Origin of the sequence: Ochrobactrum vermis, from assembly GCF_002975205.1 — a bacterium.
GTDB lineage: Bacteria > Pseudomonadota > Alphaproteobacteria > Rhizobiales > Rhizobiaceae > Brucella > Brucella vermis.
The window spans coordinates 1,788,741-1,804,611 of record NZ_PCOC01000001.1; the positions used below are offsets into that span (position 1 = coordinate 1,788,741).

Consider the following 15,871-nt stretch of genomic DNA (forward strand, 5'->3'; position numbering starts at 1 on the left):
ATGGTCACGCCCCAAAAAGTCGACATGCTAATGCAACACGCTGATTCAACTGTTCACTCAATGCTTACTCAAAAACTCTCTCTCAGCCATTGGCTGACACGTTGAATGCGCCCACCCGTACCAGTCATCAGACCGGAGGAAGCTGCTTTCACCGACCGCTCTTCTATCCCGGCCACCTGCGGGTAAATCAGAAGTCCAACGGTCGCGGCAAAAGCTGCCCCCTTAGCCGCCTCAGGCAATCCCGCTATTCCTAGAGGACGCCCGATTCGTACATTTCTTGCAAGGATTCGCCTGGCAGCCTCTGGCATTCCTGGCAGCTGGCTTGCGCCGCCGGTCAGAACCACACGCTTGCCGACAATATGTCCAAGACCTGACTGGTTGAGCCTGTCGCGCACCAGTTCCAGCGTCTCTTCCACTCTTGCACGGATAATCCGCGTCAGTACCGAGCGCGGATATTGATTGGGTACATCACGCTCATCGTCACCGATGGGCGGAACAGAAATGAGGTCGCGGTCATCGGCAGCGCTCGGCAGAGCGGAGCCGTACATGACCTTCAGGCGTTCAGCGTCTTCCATCCGGGTGGAAAAACCGCGCGCCACGTCCATCGTCACGTGATTGCCGCCGATCGCAACGGCATCGGCGTGAATGAACTTGCCTTCGGAGAAGACGGAAATCGTCGTCGTACCACCGCCCATATCGATACAGGCAGCGCCCATTTCGGCTTCATCGCCGACCAGAGCAGCAAGACCGCTGGCATAAGGCGTAGCAACGATGGCTTCCACCGACAGATGACAGCGATTGATGCAAAGCTCGAGATTGCGCAGGGGTGCCGCATCGGCGGTCAGCACATGCATATCGACGCCAAGGCTGTCGCCCAGCATTCCGAGCGGATCGCGAATTCCACGCTCACCGTCGAGCGTATAACCGACGGGGAGCGAATGAACGAGATGACGCTCGGCTGCGAGCGCCTGCTTCGCGCCAGCGGCCAGAACGCGGCGAATATCGGTCTGCTCGACTTCGTGGCCGCCGAGATTGACGCTCGCCGTGAAGGTCTCGCTCTTGAGGCGACCCGCCGAAATATTCACGATGAGGCTATCGACGGTCAGTCCGGCCATGCGCTCTGCTGCATCGACTGCAAGACGGATCGACTGCTCAGCCGCATCGAGATCGATAATGACGCCCGACTTGACGCCGCGCGAACGCTGGTGACCGATGCCGAGCACTTCCATACGGTGCGTGCGACCTGGCAGCAGTGCGCCGCCTTCATGCGGACGCAACCTTGCGATGACGCAGGAAACCTTGCTTGATCCGACATCCAGAACCGTTAACAGGCGCACCTTGCGCCCTGCAGTTCCGCCTTGTGATGATCCCTTGCCGCCCAGAATACTCATACGCGCTTCCCCGTGCGGGATAGTTCTTTTTTACGCTCTGCCAGAAACTTCTGGCGCTGCTCCATGCCACTTGCAGTCAATTGAACCGTCACACGATCATCGAGCCGCAGATCAACCGCCGCGATATCACGCGACAGAAGGCGGCTTTCCTGATCGAGCTTCTCGACATGGGCCAGCGCTTTCAACGGATCGGTTTCCGGCAGCATGATTCGCACGCCATTATCCAGAAGCAGGTCCCAGCGACGATCGCCGACGCGGATGTAGGCACGAACCTTTCCGGCCAATCCCGGATAGGCGGCAATCTCGTCAACGAAGCCCTTGACCTTTTTTTCAGCACCCTCGCCCACGACGAGTGGCAGAGAATTGTACCGGCCCGGACGGAACGGAACGATGGTATCGCCAGCGGCGTCGATCAGAGCCAGATCCTTGTCGTTCTGCCAGATCGCAAACGCCTTACGCTCATGCAGCGAAACGAGAACCGTGCCAGGATAAACCTTGCGCACTTCTGCACTTTCCACCCAGGGCAGCTTGTCGATGGACTGACGTGCCTCTTCCGCGCTCAAACCAACAAGCGAGGTCTCGCCGTCGAGATCGAGTTGACCCAGAATATCGATATCGGAAGTCTCGTTGTTGCCAACGACCTTCACATCCTCGATTGCAAAACCAAAAGTGGAAGCAGTCGCCTTGACGACCTCGGGCGTATGATTACCAACCACCATGCCGTAAAGGCCGGTAGCACCAAGGAAACCCAGCATGCCAACAGTACCGGCATGGCGCGGGATATTAATATTGCCCTGGAAAAGACGGACTGCAAAGCGGAACGGCTTGCGCAGGAAGCGCGGCAGGACGAAAGCAGCGCCCATCGCTCCCGATGCATCCCGCATCGAGCCCGAGCGCCCGTATCCGTCCGATTTTCCGTTCAACGCAAACAAGACGCGTCCTCCACCATCCAACTCAACAATTCACCGAAAGAGATACCTGCCGCTCTGGCGATATCAGGCACGAGCGAGGTAGAAGTCATCCCCGGTTGGGTATTGATTTCCAGCCAGATAACTTCACCATCTTCGGAGAAACGATCATCGAAACGGAAGTCCGACCGGCTTACGCCCCGACACCCGATTGCCCGATGCGCCGTAAGGGCCATTGTTTGTATTTTTTGGTAAATATTTGGTAAAATTTTTGCCGGACACACGTGAGTTGATGCGCCTGCAACATATTTTGAATCATAGTCGTAGAACTGATGCCCTACCGGAATGATCTCGCACACGTCCATGGCGCGATCGCCCATCACAGCGCAAGTCAGCTCGCGCCCGGCAATATAGCCCTCGACCATGACCTCATCGCCGTATTTCCACTCAGCAGAACCGATAACCTGCGGTGGATGCGCCTGATCTTCCTTGACGATGACAACGCCGAAGCTCGACCCTTCACGAACCGGCTTCACCACGTAAGGCGGCTCCATCGGATGCTGCATAACGATGTCGAAACGATTCATGAGCCTTGAGGGAGCCACAGCAACGCCAGCAGCGGCAGCCACCTTCTTGGCGCGCTCTTTGTCCATGGCGAGCGCGGAAGCAAGCACACCCGAATGCGTGTAGGGAATCTGGAGATATTCGAGAACACCCTGGATAGCGCCATCTTCACCGAAAGGGCCGTGCAGCGCATTGAACGCAACATCAGGCTTAAGCTCAGCAAGAACAGTGGCAACGTCGCGACCAACATCGACACGCGTCACGCGATAGCCACACTCTTCAAGAGTCTGCGCGCACGCCGCCCCAGATGACAAACTGACAGGACGCTCCGAAGAGAAACCGCCCATCAAAACGGCAACGTGCTTTCCCGTCATGTTAGCATCCCCTCTGCGCAATCCCCTGCGCATCAATTAAACAGAATCCGAGCAACCCAGCAGCACAGGCCGCAGGTACCCGCGACAGGAAAATCCTGCCGAATCAAATCACTGTGTGGTTAACCCTAAAGAATCAGAGGATTGATTCCGTGACAAGACCCTATAGGAAGGGACGAAGCTTACGCGTCGCTTGCGAAGGCAAAAAAGCCCGGAATATCAGGTAGAAAATCCGGGCAACTTTTTTATCAGAATTTGCCGAGAAACTCTTCAACCGACTCACCATCGCGGAACAAACCGAGACGTTTGATTTCCCAATGAAGGCGAATACCCGAATTTTCGAAAACTTTTGCGCGAACCGTTTCGCCCAAAGTCTCCAGATCGTGCCCCGTTGCAGTGCCTGTATTGATCATAAAATTGCAGTGCATTTCGGACATCTGCGCACCACCGACGCGCAAACCGCGACAGCCTGCTTTGTCGATCTCTTTCCAAGCCGATGTACCTTCCGGATTCTTGAAGGTCGAGCCGCCTGTCTTTTCGCGCACCGGCTGCACCGTCTCGCGATGATGCTGCACCTCGTCCATGGCCTGCCTGATTGCAGCAGGCTCACCCGGAATTCCTTCGAACAATACGGAAGTGAAGATCAGATCCGACGAGGCTGAGGAATGACGATAGGCGTAGCCCATATCCGCGTTGGAAAGCAGATGCACCTCGCCCTGGCGATCAAGTGCACGAACTTCCACGACGCGCTCACGCGTTTCCACACCGTTGGCGCCCGCATTCATGCGCAATGCCCCGCCAACGCCACCAGGAATGCCGTGGTAGAAATGGAAGCCCGAAAGCTCGGCCTCAAGCGCCGCCGCCGCCACGCGCTTGTCTGGCGTCGCTGTGCCCGCTCTGAGCTGCGTGTCGGAGACACGCTCCACCTCGCCAAAGCCTTTCGCCGAGAGCCGAATCACAAAACCGGGCACACCGCCATCGCGCACAAGCAGGTTGGAGCCGATACCGACGACGAGGATCGGTATTTCTTCCGGTACAGCCTTCAGAAATGTGGCAAGGTCTTCTTCGTCAGCGGGCTGAAACAGGACCTGTGCCGGCCCACCGGCCCGGAACCAGGTGATCTTGTCCATGCCCGTATCGGGCGTCAGACGCCCGCGCAGGCCCGACAGCTTGCCGTCGAGCTTCTTCAGAAGCGTCTCGCCGCTTTCCATCATTACTTTTTACCCTGTTCGGCGAGTTCCTTGGGCAGCGCGTAGGCCCATTGCGTGATATTGCCCGCGCCGAGGCAAACGACGAAGTCGCCCGGTTCCGCAATCGAAGCGACCAATGGTGCCAGGGCTTCAGGGCCGCTGACATAACGTGCATCGCGATGACCTGCGGTCTTGATACGCGATACCAGCGTCTCGGAATTGACGCCTTCAATCGGGTCTTCGCCCGCCGTATAAACCGGCGTCACGATGACCGTGTCAGCATCGTTGAAACATGCAGCGAATTCATCGAACAGGCTCGCCAGACGTGTGAAGCGGTGCGGCTGCACAATGGCGACCACACGGCCACCAGGGGCTTGGCTTGTGGCTTCACGCGCCGCTTTCAGCACAGCGCGAATTTCAACCGGGTGATGGCCGTAGTCGTCGAATATCTCGACGCCATTCCACGAACCCGTATGCGTAAAGCGGCGCTTCACACCACCGAACGAGCCGAGACCGCGACGAATATCGTCGGCGGATATGCCCAGCTCATGCGCAACCGCAATTGCCGCCGTGGCGTTGGAAACATTGTGCTGGCCCGGCATCGGCAGGCGCAAATCCTTGATTTCGGTCGCCTCACCCTTGCGGGAACGGATCACGACATCGAACAGGCTGACAGCACCTTCCATACGATGATTGACGAAGCGCACTTCCGCCTGCGGGTTCTGACCGTAAGTAATGATGCGACGATCCTCGATGCGGCTTACCAGAGCCTGCACTTCCGGATGATCGAGGCACATGACACCGAAACCGTAAAACGGCACGTTCTCGACGAACTGGGCAAAGGCAGCGCGCACATTGTCGAAATTGCCGTAATGGTCGAGATGTTCGGGATCGATATTGGTCACCACCGCAATGTCGGCAGGCAGTTTCAGGAATGTACCGTCGCTTTCATCAGCCTCCACCACCATCCAGTCACCATCACCCATGCGGGCATTGGTGCCGTAGGCATTGATGATGCCGCCGTTAATGACGGTCGGATCGAGATGCCCGGCATCAAGCAATGCAGCAACCATGGACGTCGTGGTCGTCTTGCCATGCGTGCCACCAATGGCAACTGCACGGCGGAAGCGCATCAGCTCTGCCAGCATTTCGGCCCGGCGTACGATGGGCAGCAGTTTTTCGCGCGCAGCAACCAATTCGGGATTGTTCTTCTTGATCGCCGTCGAAACGACAACCACTTCGGCATCTCCGATATTTTCCGCCTTGTGACCGACAAAGACTTCGATGCCCTTCTCACGCAGGCGCTGCACATTGGCGCTGTCGGATTGGTCCGAGCCCTGCACCTTGTAACCGAGATTGTGCAGCACTTCGGCAATACCGCTCATGCCGATGCCGCCAATTCCGATGAAATGGACAAGCCCGATATTCAGCGGCATTTTCATGGCCGAGTTCCTTCTTTGAATTCCTGAACAGATTTACCCGCTGCAATAGCCTCTGCCAGATCAGCAAGCAACCGCGCTGCATCCGGCTTACCAACGCTTTTTGCAGCTTTTGCCATAGTTTCGAGGCGCTCCGGCTCATTCATTGCTGCCTGGAGTATTTCGGCAAGGCGTTCTGGCAACAATTCCGACTGGCGAACAACCTCGCCACCACCGACCGCCGCAAGTGCCGCTGCATTCGCCGCCTGATCGTGATCCAGTGCATGCGGGAACGGCACCAGCATCGCCGGACGACCAATCACCGTGATTTCGGAAACAGTCGAAGCACCGGAACGCGAAATCACAAACTGGGCATCAGCCATACGCGCTGGCATATCGTTGAAAAACGGCGCAACATCGGCGGGAATACCTAGCTTCTTGTAGGTCTCGCGAACAGCGGCCTCATCTTCCTTGCGGGCCTGCTGGGTGACCAGCAGCCGCGCCCGATCCTTTTCCGGCAACAAAGCCACGGCAGCAGGAATGGCGGTCGAAAAGAACTGCGCGCCCTGGCTGCCGCCAAAAACCAGCAGACGAAACCGTTCATCCGCCCTGACCGGTTTATAGGGTGTTCCGGCTGCGGCCAGAACGGGCGGACGAACCGGATTGCCGGTCGTGACTGTCTTCTCAGCAAAAGTACCGCCCGTTTCGGGCAGGAAGCCGCCCGCAATAGCCTTTACGCGACCCGCAAGCCCTTTATTGGCGCGCCCCATCACGGCATTCTGCTCGTGCACCATTGTCGGAATGTCCATGTTGCTCGCAGCATAGAGCGGCGGCAGCGTCGGATAACCACCAAAGCCCGCAACGAGTTTCGGTTTCAGCCGACGAAACAATTTGCGGGAATCGAGATTGCCCTGCCACAGCGACCAGAACGTCCTCAAAAGCGCTATCGGGTTGCGACCGGCAATGGTCGCCGAGCGAATGACATGAACATGGTCCTCCGCAAAGGCACCGGCAAAACGCTGCGCGCGCGCATCGGTGGCCAGATGGACATCCCAGCCGCGCGCTTTCAACTCGTGCGCCAGCGCTTCCGCCGGAAACAGGTGACCGCCTGTTCCACCGGCGGCCAGTACAATTACGCCCCGATTAGCAAGACTACCCATCAAGCCCTCACAGCGCAGGAATGCGTTTACCCATGTCGACACCACTGCCGACCGTATGGGTCATGCGCGCTTCCGGACGACGGCGCGTCAGAGCCAGAAGAATGCCCATCGTGATAGCGATGGCGATGAGCGAGGAACCGCCATAGGAAATGAACGGCAAGGTCATGCCCTTTGCAGGCATGAGATGCAGGTTTACGGCCATGTTGATGATCGACTGGAAGCCGAACAAAATGACAATCCCCGAAACGGCCAGACGCGTAAACGGATCACGCTCACGCAGTGCAATCGAAAGACCGCGCACGACGATGAATGCAAACAGCAGCATGATGATCATGCATAAAATGATGCCGTATTCTTCCGCCGCGACCGAGAAAATGAAATCGGTGTGGCTGTCCGGGATGATCCGCTTCACGGTGCCTTCGCCTGGCCCCTGTCCGAACCAGCCCCCGCGCAGGATCGCTTCACGACCGGCATCGACCTGAAACGTGTCGCCCTCGCCCGTCATGAACCGATTGATACGCCCAGCGACGTGATCGAACATGAAATAGGCTGAAACACCACCGCAAACGGCAAGGCCACCGAGAACCAGAATCCAGAACATCGGCAGACCGGCGAGGAAAAACATTGCCCCCCACGTGCCTGTGGTCAGCATTGTCTGGCCAAGGTCAGGCTGGAGAACGAGCAGCGCCGCAACGGTACCGAACAGCAGCATGGCAAGAAAATTGCCGGGCATTTCGCCGCCGCGTTCCCGCTCCGAGAACAGCCAGGCGCAAACCACCACGAATGCAGGCTTCATGAATTCCGACGGCTGGATGGAGATACCCGCCAGATTGACCCAGCGTCGCGCGCCCTTCACTTCGATGCCGAAAAACAGTGCGGCGACCATCAGCACGAGCGAAATGCCAAGCAGGATCAATGCAAATCGCCTGATCTGACGCGGCGAGAGAAACGAAACGCCGATCATGACACCCACTGCCGGAAGCATGAAGAAAATCTGGCGCTCGACAAAATGAAACCCATCGAGGCCGATACGCTGGGCCACGGCAGGACTTGCGGCGAATGACAGCAGAATGCCAAGCCCCATCAGGGCCAGACATGCAGCGAGGAAGAAGCGGTCTATTGTCCACCACCAATTGGCGACAGGACCGCGATCGACACGGCTTACCATCAGCTTTTTCCTCCTATCGGCTCAACACCTGGAAGCGCCAGAACAGCGCTGCGGAATGCATCACCGCGTTTCTCGAAATTCTGGAACTGGTCGAAGCTCGCGCAAGCGGGTGACAGCAGCACAACCGGCTCAGGAGCAGCATCGTTACCGGCATCGCGGGCCGCGTGTTCGACGGCGACTGCAAGCGTGTCGGAAATCTCGTACGGCGCTGCATCGCCGAGCGTTGCAGCAAACTGCGCTGCGGCTTCGCCGATCAGATAGGCTTTGGCGATCCGTGGGAAGAAACCCGCCAGCGAAGAAATCCCGCCAGCTTTCGGCACACCACCCGCAATCCAGTAGATGTTGTGCGGGAAAGAAGACAATGCCGGAGCAGTTGCTTCCGCATTGGTCGCTTTTGAATCGTTGACGAACAGGACTTTCCCGCGATGCCCGACCTGTTCCATACGATGAGCAAGGCCGGGGAAGCTCCTCAATCCGGCATGTATCTCTTCGATGCTCAAACCGACCGACAGGCAGGCGACGATAGCTGCAAGTGCATTTTGCGCATTGTGTGCGCCACGCAGCGAACCAATGCCTTCCAGCGAAGCGATTTCGTCGATTTCTCCATCCTGCGCCCAGAACAGCTTTGCACTATCAGCGAAATAGCCTTTACCGAGGCGTTTTTCCTTGGAAATCCGCACGACGTGCACACCGTCACGATATAGCCGATCTGCAATGGCTTCGCAGTACGGATCGTCGACGCCAACGATTGCTGTATCGCTCGCTGCCACCAGACGTTCCTTGATAGCGGCGTAGTTTTCCATCGAGCCATGACGGTCGAGATGATCCGGAGTCAGATTGAGCAGGATACCCGCCGTCGGATTCAGCGATGGTGCCAGATCGATCTGGTAGGATGAGCACTCGACCACATAAAAGCGATTGGCCTGCGGTGGCTCCAGCGTCAGGATTGCAGTGCCGATATTACCGCCAAGCTGCATGTCCCGGCCAGACGCCTTGATGATATGAGCGATCAAAGCGGTCGTCGTCGATTTGCCGTTGGTGCCGGTAATGGCGATGAACGGGCAATCGGGAGCGATATGATTACGCTCGCGGACAAAAAGCTCCACGTCACCGATGATTTCAACACCCGCAGCATGAGCCAGATCGACAGTCCAGTGCGGCTTTGGATGGGTCAGCGGAACGCCGGGCGAAAGTACAAAACCCGCGAATTGCGACCAGTCAGCCTGCCGCAGATCGCCTGTGGCAATGCCCGCGCTTTGGGCGCGGGCAACGCTGTCGGGATTATCGTCCCAGGCAATGATCTTTGCCCCGCCCGCAAGAATAGCCTTGGCGGTGGCAATGCCCGACCCGCCCAGTCCGAAAAGGGCGACTGTCTTATCCTTGAGGGCGGTGATCGGGATCATTCGATATGCCTGTTATCTGAGCTTCAAGGTGGAAAGGCCAATCATCGCGAGAATGATCGCAACGATCCAGAACCGGATCACGACCTGGCTCTCGGTCCAGCCCTTCTTTTCAAAATGGTGGTGAATAGGTGCCATCAGGAAGACGCGCTTGCCAGTCAGCTTGAAGGAGCCGACCTGAATGATGACAGAAAGCGCTTCAACGACGAACAGACCGCCGATGATGGCGAGAACGATTTCATGCTTCGTCGCAACTGCGACCGTGCCGAGCATGCCGCCCAGCGCCAGCGAACCTGTATCACCCATGAAGATAGCGGCGGGAGGCGCGTTGAACCAGAGAAAGCCGAGCCCCGCGCCGATAACAGCACCGAGAACCACTGCAAGCTCACCCGTGCCCGGCACGAAATGGATCTGCAGATAATCCGCGAAGATCGCGTTACCGGAAAGATAGGCGATGAAACCGAAAGAGGCTGCGGCGACCATAACCGGCACGATTGCAAGCCCGTCGAGACCGTCGGTCAGGTTCACGGCATTGCCTGCACCGACCATAACGAAGGCGGCAAACGGAATAAAGAACCAGCTCAGATTGATGACGAACTGCTTGGCGAACGGGAATGTCAGCGATGACGAGAACGGCTCCTGCCCTGCCCGCATGATGATGAAAGCGGCAACAGCGGCAATCAGAAACTCGATGCCGAGACGCGCCTTGCCGGAAAAGCCCTTGTCGGACTGCTTCGTCACCTTCAGATAGTCATCGTAGAAACCGATGGCTCCGAAGCCCACCGTGACCGTCAGCACCACCCAGACATAGACGCTGGTGAGATTGGCCCAGAGCAGGCATGACACAAGAATGCCCGTCATGATCATGAGACCGCCCATAGTGGGCGTACCGGCCTTCTTGAAATGGGTCTGCGGACCGTCAGCGCGGATCGGCTGGCCTTTCCCCTGACGCACCCTGAGCGACTTGATGATCGACGGGCCGAACAGAAACACGATCAGCGCCGATGTAATCATCGCGCCGCCGGTGCGGAAGGTAATGTAGCGGAACACATTGAGCGGTGTCATATGTTCGGCGAAGAAGGTGAGAAGCATCAACATGTAGAGAAAAATCCCTCAAATACCGCTTACTCCGCGGGTTCCACCGGCGGAAACTGGCTGATCAATGCCTTGACGATTTTGGAAAAGCCGATCCCCTTCGACGATTTCACCATAATGACATCGCCCGGACGGACCGCCTTGATCACCAGCGGCAACAATTCGTCGGTGCTTTGCCTGTACTCGGTCTGAATTTCAACCGGCAAGGCATTTTTAAGCGCCGACATGTCCGGTCCACCGATAAAAAGCGAGTTCACTTCAGCGTCCACGATCGGCCGTGCCAGATCGGCGTGGAGTTTGCCCGATTGACGGCCAAGCTCCAGCATATCACCCAGAACAGCTATGCGGCGGCCACGCGAACCTTCCGGTGTCGTCGAATGCAGCAGCGATAGAGCCGCGCGCATCGAGGTCGGATTGGCGTTGTAGCTCTCGTCGATCAGCGTGAAAGTTCCTTCGGGATGCTGAAGCACATGGCGCGCTCCGCGTCCGCCCTCGGCAGAAAGCGTGGCCATCGCCATCATGACTTTCGCAATATCGGCACCGGAAAGATCCGCAGCACCCAGAACGGCAAGCATGTTCTGCACGATGTGACGCCCCGGCATGCCGACCTTGACTGCCGCTTCATGCGTGCCGATCTTCACCGTCATGCACGAGCAGGTCGGATGAAGCTTCACTTCGCGCAGGCGGTAGTCGGAACGGGCATTTTCTCCGAATGTGGCAATATGTTCGACACCGGCCTTTTCGGCCAGTTCTTCCAACTGCTTGAAGCGTTTGTCGTCCCGATTGAGAAGCGCGTAGCCACCTGGAACGATGCCTTCGAAAATTTCGCCCTTGGCGACAGCGATTTCTTCCAGATTGGCGAAATGGCCGAGATGCGCAGGCGCAATCAGAGTGATCAGAGCCACATGCGGGCGCACCATCTTCACCAGCGGACGGATTTCGTCATGATGGTTCATGCCGATTTCGAAAACGCCGTAATCCGTATCGGCAGGCATGCGCGCAAGCGTCAGCGGCACGCCCCAGTGATTGTTGAACGACGCCACTGAAGCATGAACCTTGCCGACTTCCGAAAGCACATGACGCAAGGCTTCCTTGGTCGTCGTCTTGCCGACGGAACCTGTCACCGCAATGATCTGCGCTTTTGAGCGTGCCCGCGAAGCAATGCCGAGCTTGGTGAGAGCTTCAAGCACGTCCTCAACGACGATCATCGGCACTTTTGAATTGCCGAATGCGGGCAGACGATGCTCGGCGACCACAAGAAGACCCGCGCCGGCGGCCATTGCAGACGTTACAAAATCATGCCCGTCGAACTGTTCACCCTTGATGGCGAAAAATGCCTCGCCAGGCTTCAGCGAGCGGCTATCGATAGAGATACCGGTTATACCCGCAGGAAGGTTGCCGAAGGGCCTGCCTTCCATGGCCTCGACCATATCATTGGACGTCCAGAGCCAGTCACTCATTCCGAGCGCTCCTCAAGACGGGCAGCAAGCGCGGCTGCGACTTCCGAATGATCCGAGAATGGCAAGGTAATGTTGCCGACGACCTGCCCTTCCTCGTGCCCCTTGCCCGCAACGACCAGTGTATCGCCCGGCTGCATCATTGATACGGCGGTGAAGATTGCCTCACGACGATCCCCGATTTCGGTCGCGCCTGGCGCCGCAGCCATGATTTCGGAGCGGATCTGGGCAGGAACTTCCGAACGCGGATTATCATCGGTAACAATTGCCACATCAGCCAGTCGCGAAGCGATTTCGCCCATGATCGGACGCTTGCCCTTGTCACGGTCGCCACCGCAACCGAAGACGACGATCACCCGCCCGGTCGTGAACGGGCGTACCGAAGTGAGCACATTTTCCAGCGCCTCCGGCTTATGGGCGTAATCGACATAGGCCGGTGCACCGTCTTCCGTCGCACCGACAAGATCAAGGCGTCCCGGAGCACCTTTCAGACGCTCCAGCGCGCGCATCGCAGCAGCAGCCGGAACGCCTGTAACCATCGCAAGTCCTGCCGCTACCAGCGCATTTGCAACCTGAAAATCTCCCGCGAGCGGCAGTTCGATCTCGAAAATATCGTCGCCGATGCGCACTTCGACGTGCTGGCGGAAACGCTCGTGCTCCACGCGCTTGAGGGCAATGAAATTGCCTTTCCGCCCGACCGTCTTCACGTCACAGCCGGCGAGCGTTGCGGCTTCAATAGCCTGCGCCGAAAAATGGTCGTCGGAGAAGATGATGGCTGGCGCGCCCTTCGGCAAAAGCGTGGTGAAGAGACGCATCTTTGCGCCCAGATATTCTTCTATGGTGGCGTGATAATCCATATGGTCGCGACCGAGATTGGTGAAGGCACCGGCGGCGAGCTTGACGCCATCCAGACGGCGCTGATCGAGGCCATGCGACGAGGCTTCCATGGCCGCATGGGTCACGCCTTCGTCGGCAAGTTCGGCGAGAACGCGATGCAGTTCCACGGGATCGGGCGTCGTCAGTGAATTATAGTCGCTACGGGTCGGCGAGAACACGCCGGTCGTACCGATATTCGCCGCCGGAAAACCGGCATAAGCCCATATCTGGCGAGCAAAGGACGCGACCGAAGTCTTGCCGCTGGTGCCTGTGACGGCAACCATAACTTGCGGCTGCTTACCATAGAACTGTGCTGCCGCGACTGCGAGCGCAAGGCGTGGGTCGTCAACATGAAGGACCGGCACGCCTGCGTCGGCGATAGCCGTCTCCTTGCCTGCGATGATGGCGCTGGCGCCGCGCTTGAGGGCATCGGCGACGAAAGCCGCGCCGTCCGCTTTCACGCCCTTCAGCGCTGCGAAAAGAAAACCGCGTTCGACCTTGCGGGAGTCCGACGTGACGCCGGTGATCTCCACCTCACCGGCATTGCCGGAGGCCAGTTCCTTAAAGAGAGCGATTTCCTTCAGTTTCATGGTCATACCAAATCCAGATTCAGTTGTGCGCGTTTCGCTGCAAAGGCTGCTTGATGCGAATCAGTCGTATTCGTTGGACACCATTGCTGGCGGCACTTCCTGTTGAAAATCAGGCTTGCCGCTTAAATTGCTAACCATTGCTGGCTGGGCTTCGAGTTGGAAATCGGGCTTCACACCGAGGAACGAAGCAGACCGACGGATGATCTCCGAAACCATCGGCGCTGCATTGAGACCTGCGGTTGCACTGAACTTGCCTTCTTCCGGCTTCGGTTCGTCGATGATGGTCAGGACGACATAGGTTGGATCATCCATTGGAAATGAAGCAAGAAATGCGTTGAAGCGCACGTCCTTCGAGTAGCGCCCGTGCACCACCTTTTCGGCAGTGCCGGTCTTGCCGCCGACGCGGTAGCCCGGAACTGTGGCCCGCTTGCCGGAGCCGCCCTGGGCCGTTGCATTGAGGCGATAGAGGTAGCGCATATCCGCAGAAACCTGTGGATGAACCACCTGCTTGGCCACCTGATCAGCCTGAGCCTGCGAACGCATCAGGAAAGTCGGCTCCATCAGCTTGCCACCATTCATCAGAGCGGCAGCACCAACAGCCGTCTGCAACGGCGTCGTCATCATGCCGTGGCCGAACGAGATGGTCATCGAGTGAACCTTCTTCCACACGCGCGGCTCGACGGGACGTGCCACTTCCGGCAATTCAGTCTGCATGCGGTTGAGAAGACCGATCTTCTTCAGGAATGCGCGATGCCCTTCAATGCCAACGGCATCCGCCTCACGGCCCGAACCGATATTGGACGAGAAGATGAAAACTTCCGGCAGTGTCAGCCAGCGGCCCTTGCCGTGGAAGTCGCGGATCGTCTGGCGGCCGAAAACCAGCGGACGGCTGGCATCAAGTTTCGACTGCAGGTTGAATTTGCCAGAATCGAGCGCCATCGCCGTGGTAAAGCTCTTGATGGTCGAGCCCATTTCATAGGTGCCAGCCGACATGCGGTTCAGGCGGTCCTTGTCCAGCGCATGGACCGGATTGTTCGGATCGAAATCCGGCACCGATGCCATGGCGATCACTTCGCCAGTTTTGACGTTCAGCACCACCGCACCAGCAGCAATTGCCCGGTAGCGTTCCATGGCCTTGACCAGCACGTCGCGCATGATGTGCTGCACGCGAATATCGATCGACAGGCGCACCGGCTCCAGCGACTGTCCGGTAGCAAGACCTACAGAACGCAGGTCCGTCAGCCCCTGGCTGTCGATATATTTTTCCATGCCTGCAATGCCCTGATTATCGACATTGACCAAACCCAGAATATGAGATGCGGTCGGCCCGCCCGGATAGAAGCGACGCTTTTCCGTACGGAAACCGATGCCCGGCACGCCGAGCGCCATAATCTGGCTCTGCTGTCTCGGGGTCAGCCCACGCTTGATCCAGACGAAGCCAGCACCACTTTTCAGACGTTTGTACGTCGCTTCCCAATCGAGATCGGGCAGCACCGTCGACAGCATTTCGATGGTTTCATCGGGATCGACGATCTTGCGCGGCTCTGCATAAAGCGAAGCAGTCTTGATGTCGGTGGCGAGAATTTCACCGTTGCGGTCAAGAATATCCGGGCGCGATGCAAGCTGGTGAACAGCCGGACCTGCATTGTCTTCGTTTTCGCCACCAATGACGCCGAAATAGACGAGCTTCCCGCCCATGACACCATAGATGCCGACAAAACAGGCAATGGCCATCCAGAGGCGATTGCGTGCACGGTTGCCATGCTTCTTGCGCGAACCGACAAAAGCCATGTTGCCGGACAGCTTTTCATCGCCGACCGGCCCAACACCGTCATCTACTTGCGTATTCTTTTTTCTGGAGAGTCTCAGCCGCATGATCAGTGCCTCGCCCCACTCTTCTTGACGCTGCCGGTGGTGATCGCGTCCTTTTCGAGCACACCGCTTGCGAGCAGTTCATCGCTGCCGGAGATGATCTTCTGTATATCGTCGACCGGACGTTCCGGAATTTCGTTGACGCCCAGCACAAGCTGTTCGGCTTCGATCGGCTGGATATTGAGTTCCTTTTCATAGACACCAACAAGGCTCTGCAGGCGACCTGGCTGGGTCATCAATGCCCAATCGGCGCGCAGGAGCGTGATCGTGTCCTTCTCGGAGTCGATCTGTCGCTTCAGCTTGGCGATGACCGCGATCTGCTTTTCCGCGTCATATTTGATCGTATAGGTGACGGTCGCCGCCACCAGCATCGCCGCTATCATGATGATGTCGAAAGTACGTAGCACTCGT

The 15,871-nt window shown here is 57.8% G+C and carries 13 protein-coding genes; all 13 read right to left on the reverse strand.

Annotated features, from left to right (window positions below; genetic code table 11):
* Positions 1-68 precede the first annotated feature (68 nt).
* The 13 genes from ftsA to ftsL all read right to left on the reverse strand — a co-directional run bounded on the left by ftsA (position 69) and on the right by ftsL (position 15,867).
* Positions 69-1,391: a cell division protein FtsA gene (gene ftsA / locus CQZ93_RS08865; protein WP_104755970.1), complete on the reverse strand. Its 1,323-nt coding sequence runs from the start codon at positions 1,389-1,391 to the stop codon at positions 69-71.
* Positions 1,388-2,323, reverse strand: a complete 936-nt coding sequence (locus CQZ93_RS08870; protein ID WP_105542242.1) for a cell division protein FtsQ/DivIB — start codon at positions 2,321-2,323, stop codon at positions 1,388-1,390. Before CQZ93_RS08870 ends, ftsA begins: the two co-directional genes overlap by 4 nt.
* A complete protein-coding gene (locus tag CQZ93_RS08875) occupies positions 2,311-3,237 on the reverse strand; it encodes a D-alanine--D-alanine ligase (RefSeq protein WP_105542243.1) in 927 nt (308 codons plus the stop codon). The genes CQZ93_RS08870 and CQZ93_RS08875 overlap by 13 nt, the downstream gene beginning before the upstream one ends.
* A gap of 245 nt (positions 3,238-3,482) precedes the next feature.
* Complete coding sequence (gene murB / locus CQZ93_RS08880; protein ID WP_105542244.1) at positions 3,483-4,448, reverse strand: UDP-N-acetylmuramate dehydrogenase; 966 nt, start codon at positions 4,446-4,448, stop codon at positions 3,483-3,485.
* The gene (gene murC, locus CQZ93_RS08885) at positions 4,448-5,866 is read right to left on the reverse strand and encodes a UDP-N-acetylmuramate--L-alanine ligase (RefSeq protein WP_105542245.1); all 1,419 of its coding nucleotides are present in this window, start codon (positions 5,864-5,866) and stop codon (positions 4,448-4,450) included. The genes murB and murC overlap by 1 nt, the downstream gene beginning before the upstream one ends.
* A complete protein-coding gene (gene murG, locus CQZ93_RS08890; RefSeq protein WP_105542246.1) occupies positions 5,863-7,002 on the reverse strand; it encodes an undecaprenyldiphospho-muramoylpentapeptide beta-N-acetylglucosaminyltransferase in 1,140 nt (379 codons plus the stop codon). Before murG ends, murC begins: the two co-directional genes overlap by 4 nt.
* A 7-nt stretch (positions 7,003-7,009) precedes the next feature.
* Positions 7,010-8,170 (reverse strand): putative lipid II flippase FtsW, encoded by a 1,161-nt coding sequence (gene ftsW, locus CQZ93_RS08895; RefSeq protein WP_105542247.1) that lies wholly within the window; start codon positions 8,168-8,170, stop codon positions 7,010-7,012.
* Positions 8,170-9,573: a UDP-N-acetylmuramoyl-L-alanine--D-glutamate ligase gene (murD, locus tag CQZ93_RS08900; protein WP_105542248.1), complete on the reverse strand. Its 1,404-nt coding sequence runs from the start codon at positions 9,571-9,573 to the stop codon at positions 8,170-8,172. The genes ftsW and murD overlap by 1 nt, the downstream gene beginning before the upstream one ends.
* A 12-nt stretch (positions 9,574-9,585) precedes the next feature.
* The gene (gene mraY / locus CQZ93_RS08905) at positions 9,586-10,668 is read right to left on the reverse strand and encodes a phospho-N-acetylmuramoyl-pentapeptide-transferase (RefSeq protein ID WP_105542249.1); all 1,083 of its coding nucleotides are present in this window, start codon (positions 10,666-10,668) and stop codon (positions 9,586-9,588) included.
* Between the two features lie 26 nt (positions 10,669-10,694).
* Positions 10,695-12,125 (reverse strand): UDP-N-acetylmuramoylalanyl-D-glutamyl-2,6-diaminopimelate--D-alanyl-D-alanine ligase, encoded by a 1,431-nt coding sequence (locus CQZ93_RS08910; RefSeq protein ID WP_105542250.1) that lies wholly within the window; start codon positions 12,123-12,125, stop codon positions 10,695-10,697.
* Positions 12,122-13,594 carry a UDP-N-acetylmuramoyl-L-alanyl-D-glutamate--2,6-diaminopimelate ligase gene (locus tag CQZ93_RS08915; RefSeq protein WP_105542251.1) on the reverse strand — a complete coding sequence of 491 codons (1,473 nt, stop codon included), beginning with the start codon at positions 13,592-13,594 and terminating at the stop codon, positions 12,122-12,124. Before CQZ93_RS08915 ends, CQZ93_RS08910 begins: the two co-directional genes overlap by 4 nt.
* 54 nt (positions 13,595-13,648) lie before the next feature.
* Positions 13,649-15,463 (reverse strand): peptidoglycan D,D-transpeptidase FtsI family protein, encoded by a 1,815-nt coding sequence (locus tag CQZ93_RS08920; protein ID WP_105542252.1) that lies wholly within the window; start codon positions 15,461-15,463, stop codon positions 13,649-13,651.
* Between the two features lie 2 nt (positions 15,464-15,465).
* Positions 15,466-15,867, reverse strand: coding sequence for a cell division protein FtsL (ftsL, locus tag CQZ93_RS08925; RefSeq protein WP_105542253.1), 402 nt, complete (start codon positions 15,865-15,867; stop codon positions 15,466-15,468).
* Between the last annotated feature and the right edge of the window lie 4 nt (positions 15,868-15,871).

What these genes read in the sequence shown, in the direction of transcription:
- ftsA (WP_104755970.1), bottom strand. Translation starts at nt 1,391, where the DNA reads ATGAGTATTCTGGGCGGCAAGGGATCATCACAAGGCGGAACTGCAGGG.
- CQZ93_RS08875 (WP_105542243.1), bottom strand. Translation starts at nt 3,237, where the DNA reads ATGACGGGAAAGCACGTTGCCGTTTTGATGGGCGGTTTCTCTTCGGAG.
- murB (WP_105542244.1), bottom strand. Translation starts at nt 4,448, where the DNA reads ATGATGGAAAGCGGCGAGACGCTTCTGAAGAAGCTCGACGGCAAGCTG.
- murC (WP_105542245.1), bottom strand. Translation starts at nt 5,866, where the DNA reads ATGAAAATGCCGCTGAATATCGGGCTTGTCCATTTCATCGGAATTGGC.
- murG (WP_105542246.1), bottom strand. Translation starts at nt 7,002, where the DNA reads ATGGGTAGTCTTGCTAATCGGGGCGTAATTGTACTGGCCGCCGGTGGA.
- ftsW (WP_105542247.1), bottom strand. Translation starts at nt 8,170, where the DNA reads ATGGTAAGCCGTGTCGATCGCGGTCCTGTCGCCAATTGGTGGTGGACA.
- murD (WP_105542248.1), bottom strand. Translation starts at nt 9,573, where the DNA reads ATGATCCCGATCACCGCCCTCAAGGATAAGACAGTCGCCCTTTTCGGA.
- mraY (WP_105542249.1), bottom strand. Translation starts at nt 10,668, where the DNA reads ATGTTGATGCTTCTCACCTTCTTCGCCGAACATATGACACCGCTCAAT.
- CQZ93_RS08910 (WP_105542250.1), bottom strand. Translation starts at nt 12,125, where the DNA reads ATGAGTGACTGGCTCTGGACGTCCAATGATATGGTCGAGGCCATGGAA.
- CQZ93_RS08915 (WP_105542251.1), bottom strand. Translation starts at nt 13,594, where the DNA reads ATGACCATGAAACTGAAGGAAATCGCTCTCTTTAAGGAACTGGCCTCC.
- CQZ93_RS08920 (WP_105542252.1), bottom strand. Translation starts at nt 15,463, where the DNA reads ATGCGGCTGAGACTCTCCAGAAAAAAGAATACGCAAGTAGATGACGGT.